At 57.9% G+C, this 21,889-nt stretch carries 16 protein-coding genes and 1 rRNA gene; 13 read left to right on the forward strand and 4 right to left on the reverse strand.

The annotated features are described in order from the left end of the window. Complete coding sequence (locus KJA79_RS09865) at window positions 1–570, reverse strand: hypothetical protein (RefSeq protein ID WP_213041880.1); 570 nt, start codon at window positions 568–570, stop codon at window positions 1–3. Between the two features lie 307 nt (window positions 571–877). Between KJA79_RS09865 and KJA79_RS09870 the strand changes: the two genes are divergently transcribed. The 7 genes from KJA79_RS09870 (at window position 878) to KJA79_RS09900 (ending at window position 12,102) form a co-directional block, all read left to right on the forward strand. Next, on the forward strand, window positions 878–3,847 hold the full coding sequence (locus KJA79_RS09870) for a 6-bladed beta-propeller (RefSeq protein WP_213041881.1): 2,970 nt from the start codon (window positions 878–880) through the stop codon (window positions 3,845–3,847). A 38-nt stretch (window positions 3,848–3,885) separates the two neighbouring features. Then, complete coding sequence (gene guaB / locus KJA79_RS09875) at window positions 3,886–5,352, forward strand: IMP dehydrogenase (RefSeq protein WP_246507544.1); 1,467 nt, start codon at window positions 3,886–3,888, stop codon at window positions 5,350–5,352. Between the two features lie 87 nt (window positions 5,353–5,439). Next, the gene (gene guaA / locus KJA79_RS09880) at window positions 5,440–6,996 is read left to right on the forward strand and encodes a glutamine-hydrolyzing GMP synthase (RefSeq protein ID WP_213041882.1); all 1,557 of its coding nucleotides are present in this window, start codon (window positions 5,440–5,442) and stop codon (window positions 6,994–6,996) included. A gap of 96 nt (window positions 6,997–7,092) precedes the next feature. Then, on the forward strand, window positions 7,093–8,340 hold the full coding sequence (locus KJA79_RS09885) for a pseudouridine synthase (protein ID WP_246507546.1): 1,248 nt from the start codon (window positions 7,093–7,095) through the stop codon (window positions 8,338–8,340). Then, a complete protein-coding gene (aspS, locus tag KJA79_RS09890) occupies window positions 8,337–10,100 on the forward strand; it encodes an aspartate--tRNA ligase (RefSeq protein WP_213041884.1) in 1,764 nt (587 codons plus the stop codon). Before KJA79_RS09885 ends, aspS begins: the two co-directional genes overlap by 4 nt. An 18-nt stretch (window positions 10,101–10,118) precedes the next feature. Continuing rightward, window positions 10,119–11,282 carry a chorismate synthase gene (aroC, locus tag KJA79_RS09895; RefSeq protein ID WP_246507548.1) on the forward strand — a complete coding sequence of 388 codons (1,164 nt, stop codon included), beginning with the start codon at window positions 10,119–10,121 and terminating at the stop codon, window positions 11,280–11,282. A 16-nt stretch (window positions 11,283–11,298) separates the two neighbouring features. Continuing rightward, window positions 11,299–12,102, forward strand: coding sequence for an ABC transporter ATP-binding protein (locus KJA79_RS09900; RefSeq protein WP_213041885.1), 804 nt, complete (start codon window positions 11,299–11,301; stop codon window positions 12,100–12,102). Between the two features lie 66 nt (window positions 12,103–12,168). On the opposite strand, the gene KJA79_RS09905 is transcribed toward KJA79_RS09900, so the two are convergent. Continuing rightward, a complete protein-coding gene (locus KJA79_RS09905) occupies window positions 12,169–13,203 on the reverse strand; it encodes a S1C family serine protease (protein ID WP_213041886.1) in 1,035 nt (344 codons plus the stop codon). A 156-nt stretch (window positions 13,204–13,359) separates the two neighbouring features. Between KJA79_RS09905 and KJA79_RS09910 the strand changes: the two genes are divergently transcribed. Then, window positions 13,360–13,917 (forward strand): Slp family lipoprotein, encoded by a 558-nt coding sequence (locus KJA79_RS09910; RefSeq protein WP_213041887.1) that lies wholly within the window; start codon window positions 13,360–13,362, stop codon window positions 13,915–13,917. A 285-nt stretch (window positions 13,918–14,202) separates the two neighbouring features. Here the strand turns inward: KJA79_RS09910 and ypfJ are convergent, their stop codons facing one another. After that, window positions 14,203–15,069, reverse strand: a complete 867-nt coding sequence (gene ypfJ / locus KJA79_RS09915) for a KPN_02809 family neutral zinc metallopeptidase (protein ID WP_213041888.1) — start codon at window positions 15,067–15,069, stop codon at window positions 14,203–14,205. 347 nt (window positions 15,070–15,416) lie between these two features. On the opposite strand from ypfJ, the gene KJA79_RS09920 reads away from it, so the two are divergent. From KJA79_RS09920 to KJA79_RS09935, 4 genes are all read left to right on the forward strand, one after another. Next, window positions 15,417–15,983 (forward strand): hypothetical protein, encoded by a 567-nt coding sequence (locus KJA79_RS09920; RefSeq protein WP_213041889.1) that lies wholly within the window; start codon window positions 15,417–15,419, stop codon window positions 15,981–15,983. Window positions 15,984–16,106: 123 nt separating this feature from the next. Continuing rightward, window positions 16,107–16,691: a pseudouridine synthase gene (locus KJA79_RS09925; RefSeq protein WP_213041894.1), complete on the forward strand. Its 585-nt coding sequence runs from the start codon at window positions 16,107–16,109 to the stop codon at window positions 16,689–16,691. 119 nt (window positions 16,692–16,810) lie between these two features. After that, window positions 16,811–17,407 (forward strand): nucleoside deaminase, encoded by a 597-nt coding sequence (locus KJA79_RS09930; RefSeq protein WP_213041890.1) that lies wholly within the window; start codon window positions 16,811–16,813, stop codon window positions 17,405–17,407. A gap of 179 nt (window positions 17,408–17,586) precedes the next feature. Continuing rightward, window positions 17,587–18,117, forward strand: a complete 531-nt coding sequence (locus tag KJA79_RS09935; protein ID WP_213041891.1) for a hypothetical protein — start codon at window positions 17,587–17,589, stop codon at window positions 18,115–18,117. Window positions 18,118–18,982: 865 nt separating this feature from the next. Here the strand turns inward: KJA79_RS09935 and KJA79_RS09940 are convergent. Next, window positions 18,983–20,011, reverse strand: a complete 1,029-nt coding sequence (locus KJA79_RS09940; RefSeq protein WP_213041892.1) for a molybdopterin-dependent oxidoreductase — start codon at window positions 20,009–20,011, stop codon at window positions 18,983–18,985. Between the two features lie 321 nt (window positions 20,012–20,332). On the opposite strand from KJA79_RS09940, the gene KJA79_RS09945 reads away from it, so the two are divergent. After that, window positions 20,333–21,871 (forward strand): 16S ribosomal RNA (locus tag KJA79_RS09945). Window positions 21,872–21,889: the final 18 nt, after the last annotated feature.

Here is a 21,889-nt window from a genome sequence, read left to right on the forward strand (position 1 = left end):
CTAGCGGCAGCCGATGGGAATGAAACCTGCCCCGAAGATCTGCGACAACGCGAGATAGCGTGCATTGTCGTAAAACGAGTAGCTGGGAGCATACCAGTTTTGGGCGGTAGGGTTTCCGCCGTATGACGGATCTGTTCCGAATAGGTGTCCCCCTCGCGTGTTCTGATTGAGATGAATCCATTCTGCGTACATGCTGCAGACTTCTGTTTGTACCGACCCGCTCCCAGCATTGGCCGCGTGCCAGTCACGTCCCGAATCGGGGATCTGGGAAAAGTTTCGTAATGCTCCAATAGGCGTGTCATAGGAGAAGTCTTGCGTTCGGGGAGACGGCCGGGAGGGTGAACTTCCGCCTGAGAAGGGAATGGGCAGGTCCGGCGGCGAAGGTACCACGGAGAGTGCCTGCAAAACTTTTGGTTGGCAATCGGGCCGCTCTTTGTTCGTGTAGAGGATCGTGCCTTCGGGACCAGGGCATTCCCACATGTCGACCGTCAGAGACTCGAACGCCTGTGCGCCGGGCTGGAGTGGGAAACTCACGGCGAGAGTTGCGAGTACAAGTCGTAATGACCACATGGTAGACCTCCGATTGGTTCGCCCTATTCGATGACGTGCGACTGTGATGATGGTTGCGAATGCAGAGCCTATGACAATCGAAAGAAATGCGTCCATCCAGCTTAGGGGGGATGGTGGCCTACTGCTCGATCGTGGTCCGGCTAGCGTCTTCTGGCCAGGACGCTGAGTCCCCTGATGGATACGTGAACACGTTCTTCGACCGCGCCGCTCTTGCCTTGACTCCCTTCTTTTCGCTTTGTTAGACTCCCCCTTCTAAGTTGTTGAAACATCCGCCAATCTTCACCAATCTCGTACCACGAGGAACACCATGATCAAGGCTTGGCTGCTCGACGAAATGTTTCGGTTTGACCGGCGGTATCTTGCCGCAGAAGGAAGTCAGAGCGAGTGGGGCGCCGGGGACTCCGTAGCCGAGGAGGAGGAATTGCCTCCCGCACCGACCGGGGTTGCTGCCAAAGCCGGAAATGGCCGGGTGATGATTACCTGGGATGCGGTACCGGATGCGATGTATTACAACTTATATTTCATGACCACCAAAGGCGTGCAGATCAAGTTTTCGGAACTGACCCGCCCCATCGCCAGCGCGGAAGATTTTAAGACCGTCATTGGTGTAACGAAGGAAAAAGGAACCTGCATCGAAGGCGCGCAGTCGCCCTTCATGCATGACGATCTGGCGAACGGAACCTGTTACCACTATGTCATCACAGTCGTGACACAGAAGGGGGAAAGCCCTGAGTCTCAGGAAGTTATGGCGATCCCGGCCCCGTACTTGATCGCCAAGGTGATCGGGCGGGAAGGGGTCGACGATGGCGAGTTCAGTTCCCCGACCGGCATCGCGGTGGATAAAGACGGGAATATTTACGTTGCCGATACGGACAATCATTCCATCCAAAAGTTCGACAAAGAAGGAACGTTCCTTGGGCGCTGGGGCGGAGAAGCGGGCAGTGCGGAAGGAAATTATTACTATCCCCGCGGCCTCACCACGAACAATGATGGTCAGGTCTACGTCGCCGACACCGGAAACAATCGTGTACAGCGCCTCGATACCGACGGCAATCCGATGAAGGCCTGGGGCAAATTTGGGTTTGCCTGGCGCGGGGCGGATATGAACAAATTCGACGCGCCCTGGGGTGTGACGACCGACCAGGAAGGCAATATCTATGTCACCGATACCAACAATGCTCGGATTCAAAAATTTAAAGGTGACGGGACACCCCTATTGAAGTGGGGGCGGGACGGGAGCTTCGACGGCGCATTTTTCTTCCCGCGCGGAGTGGCGGTCGATTTCGTCGGAAATACGTATGTCGCAGATGAAGGGAACAACCGGATCCAGAAGTTCGACACCCGCGGCAGCTTTCTGACCAAGTGGGGGCGTGAGGGCAGCGGTCCAGGGCAGTTCAAGGCACCGTGGGGCGTGACGTGCGATGCGCTAGGCAATGTGTATGTCGTGGATCAGGGGAACCACCGTATTCAAAAATTCGACGGAAACGGCACGTTCCTCTGCGCCTGGGGAAATCGAGGGAAGACCGAAGGTCAATTGAACTTTCCATCCGGTGTTGCCGTCGACAAAGAGGGGGCGGTGTATGTCGTTGATAGCGGCAATCATCGCGTCATCAAGTATGTGCCGACAGATGAGGAATTAAATCGGGGGAAAGAGGAGCGTGAGCGAGCGCAGGCGGTGAGTGACTACCCTGCTCCGGGAAATCTGGCCATCAAGCCGGGCGACACGGAAACCTTCTTGAGTTGGCTTGATGTGCCGAAGGCGGTCTCTTACAACCTGTATTTCCACACCTCGCCGAATCTGAGCCAGGAGGGCGGGACGAAGATCGAGGGTGTGACCAGTCCCTACAACCATACCGGCCTGACCAATGATCAGGCCTATTTCTATGCGCTGACTGCGGTCTATGAGGATGGGACCGAGAGCAAGTTGTCAGAAGAAGTGTCGGCGACGCCGGTTCTGATCGACATCACGGCGCCTCAGACACCTTATGCCGTGGTGAATCATGGCGCATTCATGACGAATTCGCCGGAAGTCGTGGTCACGATTTCCGCCACCGACCTCGATACGGGTGTTGCCGCGTACTATATCTCGGAAAATCCGATGACCCCAATGGCGGGCACGCCGGGCTGGGTTGAGGTTCCGCCGGCTATTAAGTTCGGTGCGACCATCCCCTTCATTCTTTCTCCGGGGGACGGACAGAAAACCGTCATTGTCTGGTTCAAAGATCTTGGTAACAATATTTCCACGCCGGCGAGCGCCACGATTCTCGTCAATACCTCGGGCTACCTCTGCGTCTCCAAATGGGGCAAGCCGGGTCGCGGTGCCTCCCTGCTGCACGGCGGCGAATTCATGGCGCCGATGTACGGACTCGCCATCGATCAACAGGGTTCCCTCTTTGTCGTCGATAACGGGAACAACCGCATTCAGAAATTTGACCGTAACGGAAATTTCATTATTTTGTGGGGAAATTTCGGCGCGGCCAATGCGAACTTTCACAATCCGACCGGCATCGCCTGCGACGCGAAGGGCGATGTCTACGTGGTCGATACGAACAACCACCGGGTGCAAAAGTTCGACGGGAAATTGGGCGGCTACCTGATGAAATTCGGATCGCGCGGGAATGGTGAAGGCCAATTCAACGCGCCGTGGGGCATCGCGATCGATCGCGTGCGCGGGTACATTTACGTGGTAGATAGCGCCAACTTCCGCGTACAGAAGTTTGACATGAGCGGGGAGTTCATCATGTCGTGGGGGAGTTTCGGAAACGGTGACGGCCAGTTTTACTTCCCGCGCGGCATTGCCGTCGATCAGGCGGACGGCACCGTGTACGTCGTTGATATGGGCAATCACCGCGTGCAGAAGTTCGATACGAGTACCAACGTGCTGCCTCAGTTACTCACCAAATGGGGGGGCAGTTCCGAGGCCGGCCACGCCAGCAGTCCGCTGGCGCAGGAAGCCGGGCAGTTGCGGTCACCCTGGGGTATTGCGGTTGATGGGCAGGGTGACGTGTATGTCACCGACACCGGCAATCATCGCATTGAAAAATTCGACCGGGAAGGCAATTTCATTGCCCAGTGGGGTGGATTTGGTGGTGGCGACGGGCAGTTCAACTTCCCGTACGGCATTGTCGTGGATCCACGGGGCAGTGTCTTTGCCGTCGACAGCGGTAATACCCGAGTCCAGCAATTCATGCCGGCTGAGGAAGGCAGCGAGCGGTTGCAGGAAGAGGCGGATGCCGCAGCGGAGCTCGGGCAGATGGATCGTACCACGAAGGTCTAACGGGAACGGGCAGGAAGCCCGGGAGAGGGTGGCGGCTGATGTTAGAGAAGGAGATTCGGCTCGGGTTGACCTATGACGATGTCGTCTTGGTTCCGGCGAAATCGCAGGTCCTCCCGAGTGAGGTTGACACACGGACTCGCTTGTCTCGGAATATTCAGCTGAACATTCCCATCGTCAGCGCTGCGATGGACACCGTGACTGAAGCGCGCCTCGCCATCGCCATGGCGCAGGAGGGCGGCATCGGCATTGTGCACCGAGTGTTGTCCCCGGTGGATCAGGCGGCAGAAATCGATCGGGTCAAGAAGTCCGAAAGCGGGATGATCCTTGATCCCATTACCATTGCACCGGATCAGACCATTCGCGATGCCCATGAGTTGATGGCCAAGTACAGAATTTCAGGTATTCCGGTCACCAAGGCCGGCAAGTTGGTCGGCATCCTCACGAATCGTGATTTGCGCTTCGAGACGAGGATGGACCTGAAGGTCTCCCAGGTGATGAAGCGGGATAAACTCGTCACGGCGCCGGAAGGTACCAGTCTGGAAAAGGCTCGTGAGATCCTGCACGAGCACCGGATTGAGAAACTGCCGGTCGTCAACAAGCAGTTCGAACTCAAGGGGCTCATCACGATTAAGGACATTGAGAAGCGGATTAAATACCCCAATGCCTGCAAGGATGCTCATGGGCGTTTGCGGGTCGGGGCCGCGTTAGGTGTCGGTCCGGATACTTCCGATCGGGTGGCCTTGCTCGTGAAAGCGGGAGTGGACGTCGTGGTGGTGGATACGGCGCATGGGCATTCCCAGGCCGTGCTCGATACGGTGAAGATGGTCAGAAAGGCGTACCCGCAACTGGACATCATCGCGGGTAACATCGCCACCGCCCAGGCGGCCAAGGATTTGGTCAAAGCCGGTGTGGATGCGGTGAAAGTCGGAGTCGGGCCAGGCTCCATCTGCACGACCCGCATGGTGTCCGGGGCCGGGATGCCGCAATTGACGGCGATCGGCGATTGCGCCAGAGCATTGGCTGGGTCCAATATCCCGGTGATCGCCGATGGCGGGATCAAGTATTCCGGCGATATTACAAAAGCCCTGGCGGCTGGTGCTTCAGTTGTCATGTTGGGCAGTTTGTTGGCAGGGACGGAAGAAGCCCCCGGTGAGACGGTGCTATTTCAGGCTCGAACCTACAAGGTCTACCGCGGAATGGGTTCGATCGGAGCAATGGAGCGAGGCGGCGGCGATCGATACGGACAGGGTGGGCGACCGACTCCAAAGCTCGTTCCCGAAGGCATTGAAGGCCGAGTTCCCTACAAGGGCCTCTTGGCTCCGCACATCTACCAAATGGTCGGTGGCGTGAAGTCCGGGATGGGCTACTGCGGGTGCAAGACCATTCCCGAGCTGCAACAAAAAGCGACGTTCATTCGTCAGACGCTGGCCGGCCTTCGGGAGGGGCATGTACACGACGTCATCATCACCAAGGAAGCGCCCAATTATCGTACTGATTGGGAATAGCATTCGTACAGGTGGAAGGTGAATCGTCCCTTCCCCTGTTCTTCATCCCCCGCACTGAACCTCTAACGTATTTCATCCCAAGCGCTTATGGAACTTTGGCACGATCGAATTCTCGTTCTTGATTTCGGCTCCCAATACACGCAACTGATTGCACGACGTATCCGAGAAGCGCAGGTCTATTCGCAAATTCTGCCCTGCACCGTGTCGCTCGCGACTATCCTGGCCTATCGGCCCAAAGGCATTGTGCTCTCTGGCGGGCCTTCCAGCGTCTACGACAAAAAATCCCCCAAGGTGCCCAAGGAGTTGTTTGACCAGGGCATTCCGATTCTCGGCATCTGCTATGGGATGCAGCTGGTGACCCACCTGCAGGGCGGCGATGTGGAAAGGGCGCAGCACCGAGAATTCGGCCGGGCCGAGCTCAGGCTTGATGATCGGTCGGATCTGTTCAAGGGCATTGGCACAAACGGTTCGACGATCGTTTGGATGTCGCACGGCGATCGCATTGAACGAATGCCTCCGGGATTCCGTTCTATCGCGCACACCGACAACTCTCCCATTGCCGCGATGAAGCGGCATGATGCCAAACAACGGATTTACTGCCTGCAGTTTCATCCGGAGGTCGCGCACACGACTGAGGGCGCCACGATGCTCAAGAATTTCGTCTACGACATCTGCGGCTGCCAGCCGACGTGGACCATGCGGTCCTATGTCGACACGGCCGTGGAACAAATCAGACAGCAGGTCGGGACGGAGCGGGTGATCTGTGCGTTGAGTGGCGGGGTGGACTCATCTGTTGCGGCGGCGCTGACGCATCGTGCGGTCGGCGACCAATTGACCTGCATCTTCGTGGATAACGGGGTGTTGCGAGCCGGCGAGCGGGACCAGGTGGAGAAGACCTTCGCCTCGCAATTGCACCTGAATATGCGGGTTCTCGATCGCAGCAGTCAGTTTCTCACCGCGCTGAAGAGCGTGACCGATCCGGAGCGAAAACGGAAAATCATCGGACGCCTGTTCATCAAGAATTTTGAGACCGAATCCAAGAAGTTTAAAGGGGTGAAGTACCTGGTCCAAGGCACGCTGTATCCCGACGTCATCGAAAGCGTCAGCTTCAAGGGGCCGTCAGCGACGATCAAGACGCATCACAACGTGGGCGGGTTGCCGACACGTATGAAATTGAAGCTGGTGGAGCCGCTTCGTGAATTATTCAAGGATGAAGTACGGGTTTTGGGACAGGAGTTGGGTTTGCCGGAGGACATCATCTGGCGGCAGCCGTTTCCAGGTCCTGGGTTGGCGATTCGGGTGCTGGGGACGGTCACCAAGGAGCGTTTGGCGATCCTGCGTGGGGCAGAAACCATTGTCGATCAGGAAATCCGGGCCGCGGGGCTCTACCGTGAGATTTGGCAAGCCTTTGCCGTGCTGTTACCGATTCGAACCGTCGGCGTGATGGGTGATCAGCGCACGTATGAGCATGTGATCGCGATTCGCGCCGTGACTAGCCTGGACGGGATGACTGCCGACTGGGCCAAGATCCCGAACGAGGTGCTGGGAAAAATGTCGAGTCGTATTATCAACGAAGTCAAGGGTGTCAACCGGGTTGTCTATGACATCAGCTCGAAGCCACCGTCGACCATTGAATGGGAATAAGAGTGGCGTAACACCCCGTTGGTAATGCCTGGTGGCTGCAAGGGTGCAGGTGAGATGCACGACGCGTGCTCCGGCGCGCTTCAGTAAAGGATGTGTGTGGAAGTCAGACTGCAAAAATTGATTGCCGGAACCGGCCTTGCTTCCCGCCGCAAAGCCGAAGAATTGATCACGTCCGGCCGCGTCACGATCAACGGCGCTGTCGTCAGAGAACTCGGCATCAAAGTTGATCCTGACCGCGACCATGTCAAAGTCGACGGCAAACATCTGCGCGCCGCCCAGCCCTATGTCTATGTGATCTTGAATAAGCCTAAGAACGTGATGTCCACGCTCGACGATCCTGAGGGGCGTCCGACCGTGAAAGATTTCCTGCGCGGCGTGTCGGTGCGGGTGTTTCCGGTCGGTCGGTTGGATTTCGATAGTGAAGGACTCATGCTTCTGACCAATCACGGAGATTTGGCTCAGGCACTTCTCCATCCGCGGTACCATGTCCCGAAGACCTATCTGATTAAGGTCAAGGGCGTCCTGAACGATGCCGAAATCGGGACATTGGAGCGGGGCGTCAAGCTGGAAGATGGACTGACGGCGCCGGCGAAGGTGCAGAAGATCAGCCGGGCCGAGAGCAATTCCTGGCTGGAGGTCACGATCCATGAGGGACGAAAGCATCAAGTAAAGCGGATGCTCGAAGCCGTTGGTCATGCAGTCATTAAGCTGACGCGGGTGCGGATGGGGCCGCTCTTGTTGGGTGATTTGGCGGCGGGGGAGTACCGGTTTTTGACCGACCGTGAGGCCAATCGATTACGGGAGCTTGTAGGCGATCGCATCGCCCGCGCGGAACGTCCGGAACTGGATGCATCGGGAAAGCCGGTTCGCTGGATGCCGCCGACCGAGCCGGCCCCGCCACGACCACCCAAGCCTGTGCGAACAGGGCGGGGGCCGCGATCGCAGCGATCGGAATCTGGCGGCCGGCCGAAGCCGGATCGGGAGGTCCGGATATCCTCACGCCCAGGGTCCGGGGGGAGGAAGCGCCCCATGAGTCACGGCGCGAAATTCCGGCGCAACACCACATCGAGCGGGGTAAAACGAGGGCCCAAGCGGGAGGTCGGAGAGTTCGAGGGGCGTGTCTCCGGAGAGGCACGAAGCCTTCAACGTCCGCAGGGGGAACGTGGGGGCCGACCGTTACGCTCAGGCGAGAAGTCCCAAGGATCTGGTCGTGGTGCGGCGCCAGGCCGTCCAGGTGCAGGTCAGAAATTTCAACAGAACCGGCGTGGTGGGTCTCAGTCGTCGCGTCCGGGAGAGCGGGGCTCTGCGAAACCATCGCGGCACTCGACGCGGAGAAGAGCATGAAGATCAGGACCCATCGGTGCGGAGAGTTGACCAAGGCGCATGTCGGTCAGCAGGTCGTGTTGAATGGCTGGGTGCAGCGCCGCCGCGATCACGGCATGGTGTTGTTTATCGATGTGCGGGACCGAACCGGCGTCACTCAGGTGGTGTTTAATGCCGAGAGGAACGCAGCGGTGCATCAGGCCGCGCATACGCTGCGGAGTGAATGTGTCATCTCGGTGACCGGCCAAGTCATGGCTCGGCCGGAGGAATCGCGCAATCCGAATTTGCCCACGGGGGACATCGAGATATTTGTCGATGCGGTCGAGATTCTTAATGAGGCGAAGACCCCACCGTTCATGATCGAGGACGACGTAGAGATCACCGAATCGCTGCGGTTGAAGTATCGGTACCTCGACCTTAGACGTCCACGGATGCAGCGGCTCTTATGGCTACGACACGGGATTATGCAGGCGGTGCGCACGTTTCTGAACGCCGAGCACTTTCTCGAAGTGGAAACGCCGGTGTTGACGAAAAGCACACCGGAAGGTGCCCGTGACTATCTGGTGCCGAGTCGTGTGAATCCGGGGATGTTTTATGCACTGCCGCAGTCGCCGCAATTATTCAAGCAGGTGTTGATGATCAGCGGCGTGGATCGGTATTACCAGATCGCCCGTTGTTTTCGCGACGAAGACCTGCGGAACGATCGTCAACCGGAATTTACCCAGATCGATCTCGAGATGTCCTTTGTGGATCGTGAGCAGGTCATGGCGCTGATGGAGCAGATGATCGTATCGGTGTTCAAGGATGCCGGCGGGGTGCAATTGCCCGTGCCGTTCCCGCGGATGACCTATGCGGAAGCAATGGGCAGATATGGATCCGACAAGCCGGATCTGCGGTTCGATATGCCCTTGCACGATGTCACGGACTTTGCGGCGAACAGCGACTTCAAGGTATTCAAGGATGCGGCGACCAAGGGAGGGCTCGTCAAGGTGTTGATTGTGTCCGGCGGCGCGTCGATCGCAAGGAGCCGCATTGATGCCTTGGGCGAGACAGCGAAGAGCTTTGGGGCGAAGGGCCTGGCCTGGTTGAAAATCACCGCGGAAGGACAGCTTGAGTCGGTCATCGCCAAGTTTCTCGATGCCAAAGCTTTTGCGGCAGCGTTGCCGGAGGCGAAGCCGGGAGATCTCGTCCTCTTCGGCGCGGATAAGCCGGCGATCGTCCATGACGTACTGGGCCGGATTCGCCTGTTGCTCGGCGAAGAACTGAATCTCATCGACAAGACGGCCTGGAAACCCTTGTGGGTCACCGAATTTCCACTTCTAGACTATTCGCCGGAAGAGAAACGGTATGTGTTCATGCATAATCCGTTTGCGGCGCCGATGGATGAAGACGTGCCGTTTCTCGACACGGAGCCGCTGAAGGCACGGGCGAAAGCTTACGATATGGTGCTGAACGGGAGTGAGATCGGCGGTGGCAGTATCCGCAACCATCGCAGCGACATTCAGTTTCGGATTCTGGATCTGCTGGGGATCGGCAAGGAGCAGGCGCAGGCGAAGTTCGGTTTCCTGCTGGAAGCGCTGGAGTATGGTGCGCCACCGCATGGAGGCATTGCGTTCGGGCTGGATCGACTGATTATGCTACTGGGTGGCGCTGATTCGATTCGCGATGTCATTGCGTTTCCCAAGACGCAACGGGCGCAGTGCCCGCTCACCGAGGCGCCATCCACAGTGGGAGCCGACCAGTTGAAGGAATTGCGAATCAAACTGGATGTCGTCGAGTAGGGAGGCGTTTTCCGCTCCATGGCCGGCAATACGTTGGGTCGAGTCTTCACCGTCACCTCATTCGGCGAAAGCCACGGGCCGGCGATCGGCTGTGTCGTCGATGGCTGTCCTCCGGGGCTCGTGCTTTCGGCAGAGGATATTCAACGCGATCTCGATCGTCGGAAACCGGGCACGTCACGCCACGTCACACAGCGGCAGGAATCCGATCGGGTGGAAATTCTCTCCGGGCTGTTCGAAGGAAGGACGACGGGTACACCGATCGCCCTCCTCATTCGCAACGAAGACCAGCGCAGCCGCGACTACGGCAACCTCATCGACACCTTCCGTCCCGGCCACGCTGACTACACCTATTGGCAGAAATACGGGATCCGCGATCATCGGGGCGGCGGGCGTTCTTCCGCCCGTGAAACCGCTGTGCGGGTGGCGGCTGCCGCGATTGCCAAGAAGTGGCTCTCCGAAAAGCATGGCGTCGTCATCCACGGTTATCTCAGTCAACTCGGCCCCATCGCTGTTCCGTTCACCAACTGGACGACAGTGGCAACCAATCCGTTTTTCGCCGCCGATGACGAGGTGGTCGGGAAACTGGAATCCTATATGGATGAGCTCAGGAAGGCCGGTGACTCGGTGGGTGCGAAAATCACCACTGTTGCGGAGCATGTGCCGGTCGGGTGGGGTGCCCCCGTGTATGCAAAGCTGGATGCGGATCTGGCCGGGGCCATGATGAGCATCAATGCGGTAAAAGCGGTGGAGATCGGCGCAGGGTTGGCTTCCGTCGAACAACGGGGATCCGAGCATGGCGATGAATTAACTCCAGAAGGATTTGTCACCAATCATGCCGGGGGGATATTGGGCGGCATTTCCACAGGGCAGGATATCGTCGTCACCATCGGCATCAAGCCGACCTCGAGTATTCGCGTGCCACGCCGGTCGATCGACAAGCAGGGGAACCCGGCGGTGGTCGAGACGAACGGTCGTCACGACCCCTGTGTAGGCATTCGTGCCACGCCTATTGCCGAAGCCATGATGGCCCTTGTGTTGATGGATCATGCCCTCCTTCATCGTGCGCAGAATGCCGATGTCGCCACCGCCACGCCGAAGATCGCCGGCTCAGTCGCGCGGACAGCCTCATCCCGTGACGGACAGGCTAGTTCGAAGGCCAGCCAGAAGGCGGAAGACCTCTAGCCTAGTGACTCGTGCCATGCAGGCCAAGCCCCCTCACTCCTTGCCTGTTCTCGACATTCAACACGCCACCGTCTACAGGGGGGATACCTGCGTCTTCGCCGATTTTTCCTTCTTGCTTCAGGCGGGTGAGCATGCGGCGATAGTCGGACCAAACGGAGCCGGCAAGTCCACGCTCCTCAAACTCTTGTCGGGCGAAGTTCATCCACTGGCACTGGATGAGACGCGGCTCTGTCTTTTCGGCCAAGAACGCTGGAGCGTGTGGGATGTGCGGAAGCATCTGGGGCTGGTGTCGCATGATCTTCAGCGAGACTATTTAATTTGCGCCGAGGGTCTGCAAGTCGTGCTCTCTGGTTTCTATGCCAGTAACGACACCTACGACCATCAAACATTCACCCAGGCACAGATCGCGCGTGCGTATGAGGTGATGCGGGAGTTGAGGATTGACTCGCTGGCCGGGCGGATGTTCGGTCATTTGTCGACCGGTGAGCAGCGGCGATTTCTCCTGGGGCGCGCGTTGGTCCACGATCCGTCGGTTCTTGTGCTGGATGAGCCGACCAGCGGCCTCGACATCAAAGCCTGTTTCCAGTACCTCGATCTGCTGCGGACTCAAATTCACAAAGGGAAGAGCGTGCTCCTCGTCACGCATCATCTGCATGAGATACCGCCGGAGATTGAGCGTGTGGTCTTGATCAAGAGCGGGACCATCTTTGCGGATGGGCCCAAAACGGAGCTGCTGACAGAGGAAAATTTGGGGCGGTTATTCGACCAGCCGCTCACCCTCATTCAGGCGAACGGCTGGTACCAAGCCCTGCCGGTGTGACGTTCGGCCCACGCTGGTCCTTCATCCTTCCATTGATTGTCTCGAGCTGATTCCTGAGCGCGCTAATCAGCCGCCCCCCAAGGTCACCGTAAACGTCAGATTGGTATCGATGCGACGAACTTTCACGCTCACCTGTTGGCCAGGCTTGGTGCGCTCGATCAAGTAGTTCTTTAAGTGCGCGGCGTCCTGAATGTCGGTGTCGTCCACGGCAATAATGACGTCGTGCTTTTGAATGCCGGCAGACTTGGCCGGTTCCATGACGTCTTTCACCGCCATGCGCCATCTGGTGCCGTCCTTCACGGCGACCATATGGATGCCCATTTTGGAAAAGGTCAGAGGCTTGCCGTCCAAGGCGGCGGTGACGATGCGTTCAGCCAGCAGGGCGGGAATCGCAAAAGCCATGCGACTGCAGTGGGCAGTGGAATCGTCGCGTTCCGTTTGAATGATGGCGTGCATGATCCCCACGACTTCGCCCTTCTCGTTAAAGAGTCCGCCGCCGGAGTTACCACTGCAGGCGGCGACATCGGCCTGAATCAGGCGGGTGTCCACCGTTTGAAGGAAGGTGTTCGTGTTGCCTAGATGGCCGAATGACATGGTCGGTCCCCAGCCCATGGGATAGCCGACGGTGAACACTTCCTGGCCCGGCTGAACATCACCGGCCGCAAACGCGACCGCTGCCTGGAGTTTCGGGCGATGGGCCTCGGTGACGCGATACACGACGACGTCCATGAATGCGCTGTCGCCCACGAGATCGGCCGACAATTCATGGAGGTCTGTGGTCAGAATTCGAATCTGCTTTTGAATGATGGTGCCGGTCGTGGCATCTTGCTTTTCTGCCGCGTGGCGGGCGGTGACGATGTACCCGTCGCGTAAGTGAAAGCCGGTGCCGCGTACCAGGATCTTGCCTGGCTTGTCCGGGGTGCGTTGATCTTGAGTGTCTTCTAAGACTCCGATGGTGGCAAGTTTGGCGTGTTCCAGCCTGGCGGCGTCGATGGCTGTGGCGTCGACCGGGTGCAGGTCAGCCAGAAACGCCACGGAGGCCAGCATCAATACCGTACGGATGACGAGCTGCTGCGAGTAGCGAAAAGGCATGCACGACATAGAGAGCCGTTCCTTTCGATAGAGAAACTGTCAGAATCCCAGTATAGACCAGAGCCGGGGCCTGAAGAAATGTCGTTGTGCTCAGTGAATAAGTGGCGATGTCCTGGAGTGGCCATGGTTGTAGTATCGGTCGGTGATGTTCGTTATACTGCTCACATGATGTGTGTGTGTCGGTATCTGGCCATCGGGCTCTTGGTCGTGACGGCCGGTTGTGCGTCCACGCGGGTGATCCCGGAATCTTTGGAACCCCAGGTTGAGAAGACGGTGTCATTCGATCAAATAGTGGCGTCCCCCGATTCGTATCGGGGCAAGGTTGTCTTGCTGGGTGGCGAAGTCCTCAAGGCGAAGGCTACAGAGGGCGGGACTCAGCTGGAGGTCTTGCAACTTCCCTTGGATGATGAGGAGGAGCCTGAGGTAGATCGCCTGCAATCAAAGGGGCGATTTCTGGCCTTGCACAAAGAATTCCTCGATCCGTCGACCATCGTAGAGGGCACAAGAGTGACCATTATCGGGGAGGTCACGGGTGCGTCGGTTGAGAAAATGGATGAGGCCGATTACCGATTTCCCACGCTGGACGTGAAACATCTTCACCGGTGGGATCGCAGGCGGGATGACCATCCACGGACCTCCGGTCCTTGGTGGGGTGTATTCGGAGGTGTTGGGTTTGGTGGTGGCGGCAGCCGTAGCGGTGGCGGCATCAGCATCGGATTCTAAGCAAAGCCTGGCATAGCAAATTCGTGCCCTGAGTGCGGTCGTGCGGGCGGTGTTCCCGACGATCCGGAAGGCGTTCTGCTCGAAACTCGGTCTCCATACGTCTTCGATGCTCATGCACACCGTTGTGCGTACTGACCTGTTTCTTCCTACCGGTTACTTCCTTTGGAATCCGACGACTAATCTGGCCGCGGTTGTTCCGGCGGGGCGGGACCCAGTCAGGAATTGTCTGAACCATTGTACGCCACGCTGCAGCGCGTCGATGCTGTATGATGCAGCAACATGACGCTAGGAACGTTTCTCGGTGAACGTGTCACAGGCAGCGGGATCTCCTGATTGTAAGCCTTGCCGGAGCCAAGTCATCCGTTGCTCGGACGAGCCGTGGGTCCAACTTTCCGGTTGTACCTGACCCTGCTCCATGTTCTGCAGCCGGTCGTCACCAATCGCCGCGGCCGCTCGGAGACCGGCTTCGAAATCGCCCGGCTCGATGAGGTTGCGGTTGTGCCTGGCATGATATCCCCAGACCCCAGCCAGACAGTCGGCTTGCAGTTCCATCTTGATGGAGAGGGCATTGCGCTCCGCAGACGAACCGCGCTGTTGTAACCGGGTGACCTTCTCTGCAATACCGAGCAGGTTCTGGACATGGTGGCCGATCTCGTGCGCAATCACATAGGCTTGGGCAAAATCGCCCGGTGCCCCGAGGCGTTGCGCCAGTTCTTGAAAAAACGATAGATCCAGATAGACCTTGTGATCGCCGGGGCAGTAAAACGGGCCGACCGCCGAGGATGCCGTGCCGCAGGCGGATCGCACCGCTCCGGTGAATAACACCAAATGGGGATCTTCATACGTGCGACCCATGCGAGGGAGCAATGTTCGCCACGTGTCTTCCGTATCGGCGAGCACGACGGCGGCGAATTTTCCAAGCTCATTGCGAGGTGATCCGGTCGGCACCATTCGATCCGGGGCTTGAGGCACGGCGATCTCCTGGACGCCGTTGAGGATGTTGAGTAGGGTGAGCGGATTGGTCCCCGTGAGATAGCTGACGGCGAGGACCAGGACGAGTCCGCCCAATCCGAGTCCTGCGCCGGATCGCGCAGCGCCCATTCCACGGCGGTCCTCAATATTCTGGCTTTCCCGTTGACCTTCCCATCTCATGACACCACTCCTTCCTGGAGGCTGGACTGCCGCTCGCCGAAGCCGTGACGACGATGCGCTCGATGGAAACACATTTCCAGCAGGTGAGCAAGCCAGGAAATCCGAGAAGCTGGTGTTTCTCGCCTCCCTGTGGCACCACGATGGCCCCACCAAAAAGGCGCAGATGTCTGGATTCGTTGGTGATGTCCAGGGCTTCAGCAGTATTGCGACAGTCTCGTGGGCGACTTGTCTCGAGGACGATCTCAGGAGATTATGACTAGACAGGCGGACGATGGCTTCGCTAGACTTCTCCTATGTGGTCAGTATTGAGCCTCATGCACCCAAAAAGTTCCGGATGGATCGGTCCCATGATACTAGCTCTGTCAGGGGTCATCGGGCTTACCGGGTGCCAAACACCTCCGGGGACTCCTCTGCCTCCCGCCTTGAAGCCAAGCCTGGCCTGGCCGGACTGTCCCAAACTGAGCGGAATGTACGAATTACAAGGCGAGGCGTTGCCTGGCACGGTGGGTTTCTATCGAAACCGAGAAAACAAACTGACCTTGAATGCAATGCTGGGGGTTCCGGTACCGGCAGAAGCGGCGCGCGAGGCCGTGCGAGTGGAACTGGTCCACGACGATACGCTGGAGTTAGTGAACCGCTACGATGGCGCCATCACTGCGCATCAGCTGGATTTGCAACCGGAGGACCGCGTGACGTGCCGTCAGAATCAGATCGTCATCCATCGGACTCGGGATGAAGGGGGGATGGCTGAGGAGCCGCTCCGCAATATTTCCGAGTATGCGCAGGAGCTTACCGTAGAAGGGGACGGAAGCTTGCTCGTCAAGACGCGTATCATCAATCAGAGCAAGTCGGCATTTTTCAGTACGCCGATCCCTCCCGAAGAATATGTGGCTCGTTTCAGGCGGCTCGATTAGTTCGAGGCGCGCGGCATCGCTTCATCAGTCACTCTCGGTTAGCCAGCTCGTTGGCTATTCATTTCCACCCACGACCCCCTGTCCGCGATCCGATCGTGACAGGTGACTGAGCGATCCATGGTCATGACGCTGCCCCGCGTCGGTCGGACCCTCGCCCTGTACAAACCCTATGGCGTGTTGCCTTGCTTTACGGACGTCCAGGGGCGCCCCACGCTCAGCGCGTATCTCAATGTCCCCGATGTCTACCCTGCCGGCCGGTTGGATCTGGACAGTGAGGGCTTGCTCCTGCTGACCTCCGACGGCCGTTTGGCCCATCGCATTACCGATCCTCGACACCATCTCCCCAAAGTCTATCTCGTGCAGGTGGAGCGGGTGCCGGATGTGGCCGCGTTGGCAAAGCTGGAGGGCGGTGTCGTGATTGCCGGAACCCGCACGAGGCCTGCTCAGGCCCGGTTGCTGCCGACTCCGCCTTCTTTGCCAGAACGACCAATCCCGATCCGATTTCGCAAGCATGTGCCGACGGCGTGGCTGGAGCTCACGTTGCGTGAAGGGATGAACCGGCAGGTTCGGCGGATGACGGCGGCGGTTGGTCATCCGACGTTGCGGCTCGTACGGCTGGCCATCGGGCCGATCACATTAGGGGAGCTTCAGCCTGGTCAGTGGCGGGATCTCAGCGCGCAGGAGGTGGCAGAGATGGCACATTCGTAAGGGAGAAAGTTGGTCATGAGAGAGGATGGGCGACGCGCGTGAGATGTCGGCGAAGAGGGGTGAAATGAGCTGTGCCGGTTATGATTCAGACAGTAATCTGCCGGACCAGGGGTGGTGACATGTGGACTCGTCGTCGGCTTCTGAAGGGGGTAGCCGGTCTCACCATGATCACCATAGGGGAAGCCGTTCAGAATGGTGAGGGCCTTGTCGCCAATGTGAATCAGCAAGGCCGAGCCTTCGATCGGGCAGCTGCAGAGCGGATGATGCGGAGAGCCATAGAGCTGAGCCGTCAGGGAATGAGGGCCGGGGAAGGCGGCCCATTCGGTGCCGTGATCGTGAAAGGAGGAGTGATTGTCGGCGAAGGGTGGAATCGCGTCCTCGTCACCAATGACCCCACGGCCCATGCTGAGATGGAAGCGATTCGCGCTGCTGCCCGGTCATTGGGCTCATTCACCCTCAAGGGCTGTGAGCTCTATACAAGCGCTCAACCCTGTCCGATGTGTCTTGGCGCCATCTACTGGTCGCGTCTCGACCGGGTGTTTTACGGAAACAGCGCGAAGGACACTGGGGCGATCGGCTTTGACGACGAGGTCTTTTATCGACAGTTGACCTGCTCCCCGCAGCAACGCGACATTCCTGAGGTGCAGGTGTTGGCGGATGAAGCCCAGCGCGTGTTTCGCGAGTATGAAGCCATGCCGGGAACCATCCGGTACTGACCGACATTTCTGGAACCTGCCGAGTTTTCCAGCGTCGTCGCGTCTTCCTTCCGCATACGGTGTTGAGTTGCACGGCAAACTGGATATGGGGGGCCCACCTGAGGTATACCAGGCTGTGAAAACACGCGGTTGGCGAACGGTGGTGCTGTGGTAAGAGGGGATGAGTCATGGGGAACTGTGTGAGTGTGATATGCCGATTGTCCGTGCTGATACTGCTCGGGATCGGTGTCTTCCCTTCCCTGCCTGTGGCGGTAGCCAGCCCGGAGATAGTTCCTGTGACCGACATGCGGCACATCAAAAAGTTTGTCGCAGTGGAAGTTCAGACCCAGGGAAGTGCCGAGAAACTCGGCATCAGCGGTGCCGAGTTGACGGATTTGACTCGGGTGACGCTGCTCAATAAGGTGCCCGGGATTGCACTCGAAGGCTCGAGTGGGCCGTCACCGGATGCGCCCGAACGCCTCAATCAACTCGGTTTTTTCACCTGCGAGGTGTGGACGGTGGGAGATCAGTATATCGCCGCCTATCACGTCGATTGCAACGCAGGATCCTATACCGCCCAGAAGACGCCTGGCAGTCTCTGGAACCAAGCCATTCTCGGATATGGGCCGAAGGACGAAGTGTCTGACGCGGTGCGAAAGGGAGTGCGTGCCATGGTGGAGTTGTTTGCGACCACCTTCGCGAGCGCCCGCGTTGAGGGCGGCGTGCGGTAGCTTGTCGTTGTCGCTGAACCGTGCACGGTCTATGTGTTTCTGCGCGTTCCTGCCCCTGAGAAAAGTTCCTGCCGTTTCGCCTGCTCCAGCCTGATCTCTTCGACGCGTCTAAACTCGCGTTCCTCTCGGCCGCGAGGAAATCTGCCTGGCCTAAATATGTATATGGGTGCCCTGGATTCCTCCCCGCGCCAGGCCCAGTTCTCTCCCCCTTAATCAGTTCATGCTCTCCATGGCGCTGACCCGGCATTGCAACTGGGCCTCCTTTCAGGCCGATACGTACAATCACGATACCGTGCAGTGGGCGGTGCTATCGAGTTCCGTCGCTGGGCGCGGGGTGTCGGGCGGCGTTTGGACAGCAGTTTCTCCAGTATTGCAGCGGAGGATGTGTTGATTATCAACTGAAGGTGACAGGTGATTTCCCAGCAGAAGGACAATGCGTCGAGTCGCTAAACGCTTACAAATTGGCATGGACTGCGTGTGCCTCTGGATGTCAACAATTGATGCAGGATTTGTGTGAGGTCGTGGACTCCATTCAATGATTGGGCAGTCTGTGCGCGGCGGTGAAGGGGTCGTTGAGGGTCGGTAATTATGAAGAATGCCGATCGATGGATGCGTCGCAAACGCTAGGTGTGAGTGGGTATTCGAGAGGTGTCAGGATCGAGCAGTTGAGTGGCATCCGAGCCCTCCTCCCAATCGATTGTGCATGTTCGTGTCTCGCAGGTGGGAGGGCTTGCGATTGCGGGCCGAGCCAATGGCGTGCAAACCGCCCTGGTCTTGACTCAATGGTGCCGGTGTCGAAAGGAGTTCGTGCTGATCAGGCGTGATGAGCGATGCAAGTGCGCGATGGGGGGCGAAACCAGGGGATTTACAGGCTCTCCACGTCGGCGATAATCGTGTGTAATCCACTCGAGCCGGCCGGTTGCGGACGAATCAACTCGGCAATTTGCGGCTGTCCTTTGCTGTCAACGGCACGGACGGCGACCTGGTATTTGCCCCGTTTGTGTGGATGCCACGTATAGTTCCAGATCACCCATGAGTAAGGAGACATGGGTGTTTCAATTTCGCAGGAGTCCCACGTTCTTGCTGCGTCGAGGCTGATTTCCACTTTGCTAATGGAGTTCGGTCCGCCAAATGCGATGCCGCGGAATCGTTGTTCGGGGCCACGCAATGTTTGATAGTGGCCCGGCGAATCGATGCGGGAGAATGTCTTGATTGTGGCATCGTCCGTCCAGCCCTTTCGCTGCCAGTAGCCTCGGTAGTCCCCTGCATACGCTTCGATTTCAATGATCCATTTCACATTTTTGATGCCGTATAGTCCGGGGACGAGCAGGCGGAGCGGAAAGCCATGTTCTTTGGGCAATTTCTCGCCGTTCATCAAGAAAGCGAGCATGACGTCATCCTGCATCGCGCGCGCGAGCGGAATGCTGTCGTCATAGGCGTCTGCCCCTCGGAATACGATATCTCGGGTCGTCTCTTCATCGACTTCTGCCTCCCGGAGCAGTTTTTTTAAGGAAATTCCCCGCCATCGCGCGTTGCCGAGACTGTCTCCACCGGGTAACGTGTCAATGCACATGAGCGTAGAGATTTGCTCGAAGTTCTCGCGGTTCAATAGTTCGCGCCATCCCAGCGAGAGGGGCTTTTTCACCTCGCCCTTCACCGCTAATCGCCATTCGTCTTGTCTCAGGTCGCGCGAGACGTTAAACGGGGAGTCAGAATAGTTCACGACGTAGAACTTTTTATTTTCAGTGAAGTAGTTGGTATCGCGAGGGGGCATGGCGAACATGCGTCCGAAAAAAGATCCAACCCCATCGCAGCCACCAGTGAGGCCGGCGGCAGCCGCAATTCCAGTGAGCGTTAGGAGGCTGCGACGTTTTAAACTGAACCGATTTTCCATGAGAAACACTCTGCGATATTAAAAAGATCTTTTCAAGGCTTGACTCCGGAAATTCAGATTGGTATAAGAGTGCACGTTTGATCCAGCCTAGTGGCCGGTGCGGTTCGAAGCCCCGCGACGGATTCTCAGGAAGCCCAGATCAAAAAAATAAATTCTGACCCTCTTGACATGGTCAGTCCCGCGTAGTAAAGTGCGCGGCTCGCGTGGGGAGTGAAAAATCCTCCGAAACGCGAAACGGTTCTTTGACAACTGAATAGAGCGAGAAATGAGTAAGGTAAGGTGTATTGAAGAGGTGGCCCTCGGGTCCAATTCAAGTAGAACCTTTATGAGAGTTTGATCCTGGCTCAGAACGAACGCTGGCGGCGCGCCTAATACATGCAAGTCGAGCGAGAAGGTGTAGCAATACACTTGTAAAGCGGCGAACGGGTGAGGAATACATGGGTAATCTACCATCGAGTGGGGAATAACCAGCCGAAAGGTTGGCTAATACCGCGTACGCTTCCGGGTCTTCGGATTCGGAAGGAAAGCCACACTGTGAGTGTGGCGCTCTTTGATGAGCTCATGTCCTATCAGCTTGTTGGTAGGGTAACGGCCTACCAAGGCTTTGACGGGTAGCTGGTCTGAGAGGACGATCAGCCACACTGGCACTGCGACACGGGCCAGACTCCTACGGGAGGCAGCAGTAAGGAATATTGCGCAATGGGCGAAAGCCTGACGCAGCGACGCCGCGTGGGGGATGAAGGTCTTCGGATTGTAAACCCCTTTCGGGAGGGAAGATGGAGCGAGCAATCGTTCGGACGGTACCTCCAGAAGCAGCCACGGCCAACTTCGTGCCAGCAGCCGCGGTAATACGAAGGTGGCAAGCGTTGTTCGGATTCACTGGGCGTACAGGGTGTGTAGGCGGTTTGGTAAGCCTTCTGTTAAAGCTTCGGGCCCAACCCGGAAAGCGCAGAGGGTACTGCCAGGCTAGAGGGTGGGAGAGGAGCGCGGAATTCCCGGTGTAGCGGTGAAATGCGTAGAGATCGGGAGGAAGGCCGGTGGCGAAGGCGGCGCTCTGGAACATACCTGACGCTGAGACACGAAAGCGTGGGGAGCAAACAGGATTAGATACCCTGGTAGTCCACGCCCTAAACTATGGATACTAAGTGTCGGCGGGTTACCGCCGGTGCCGCAGCTAACGCATTAAGTATCCCGCCTGGGAAGTACGGCCGCAAGGTTGAAACTCAAAGGAATTGACGGGGGCCCGCACAAGCGGTGGAGCATGTGGTTTAATTCGACGCAACGCGAAGAACCTTACCCAGGTTGGACATGCACGTAGTAGAAGGGTGAAAGCCTAACGAGGTAGCAATACCAGCGTGCTCAGGTGCTGCATGGCTGTCGTCAGCTCGTGCCGTGAGGTGTTGGGTTAAGTCCCGCAACGAGCGCAACCCCTGCTTTCAGTTGCTACCGGGTCATGCCGAGCACTCTGAAAGGACTGCCCAGGATAACGGGGAGGAAGGTGGGGATGACGTCAAGTCAGCATGGCCTTTATGCCTGGGGCCACACACGTGCTACAATGGCCGGTACAAAGCGCTGCAAACCCGTGAGGGGGAGCCAATCGCAAAAAACCGGCCTCAGTTCAGATTGAGGTCTGCAACTCGACCTCATGAAGGCGGAATCGCTAGTAATCGCGGATCAGCACGCCGCGGTGAATACGTTCCCGGGCCTTGTACACACCGCCCGTCACACCACGAAAGCCTGTTGTACCTGAAGTCGCCCAAGCCAACCGCAAGGAGGCAGGCGCCCACGGTATGGCCGGTGATTGGGGTGAAGTCGTAACAAGGTAGCCGTAGGGGAACCTGCGGCTGGATCACCTCCTTTCTAAGGAGTACCACTCCT

This window comes from Nitrospira defluvii (assembly GCF_905220995.1).
Taxonomy (GTDB): domain Bacteria; phylum Nitrospirota; class Nitrospiria; order Nitrospirales; family Nitrospiraceae; genus Nitrospira_A; species Nitrospira_A defluvii_C.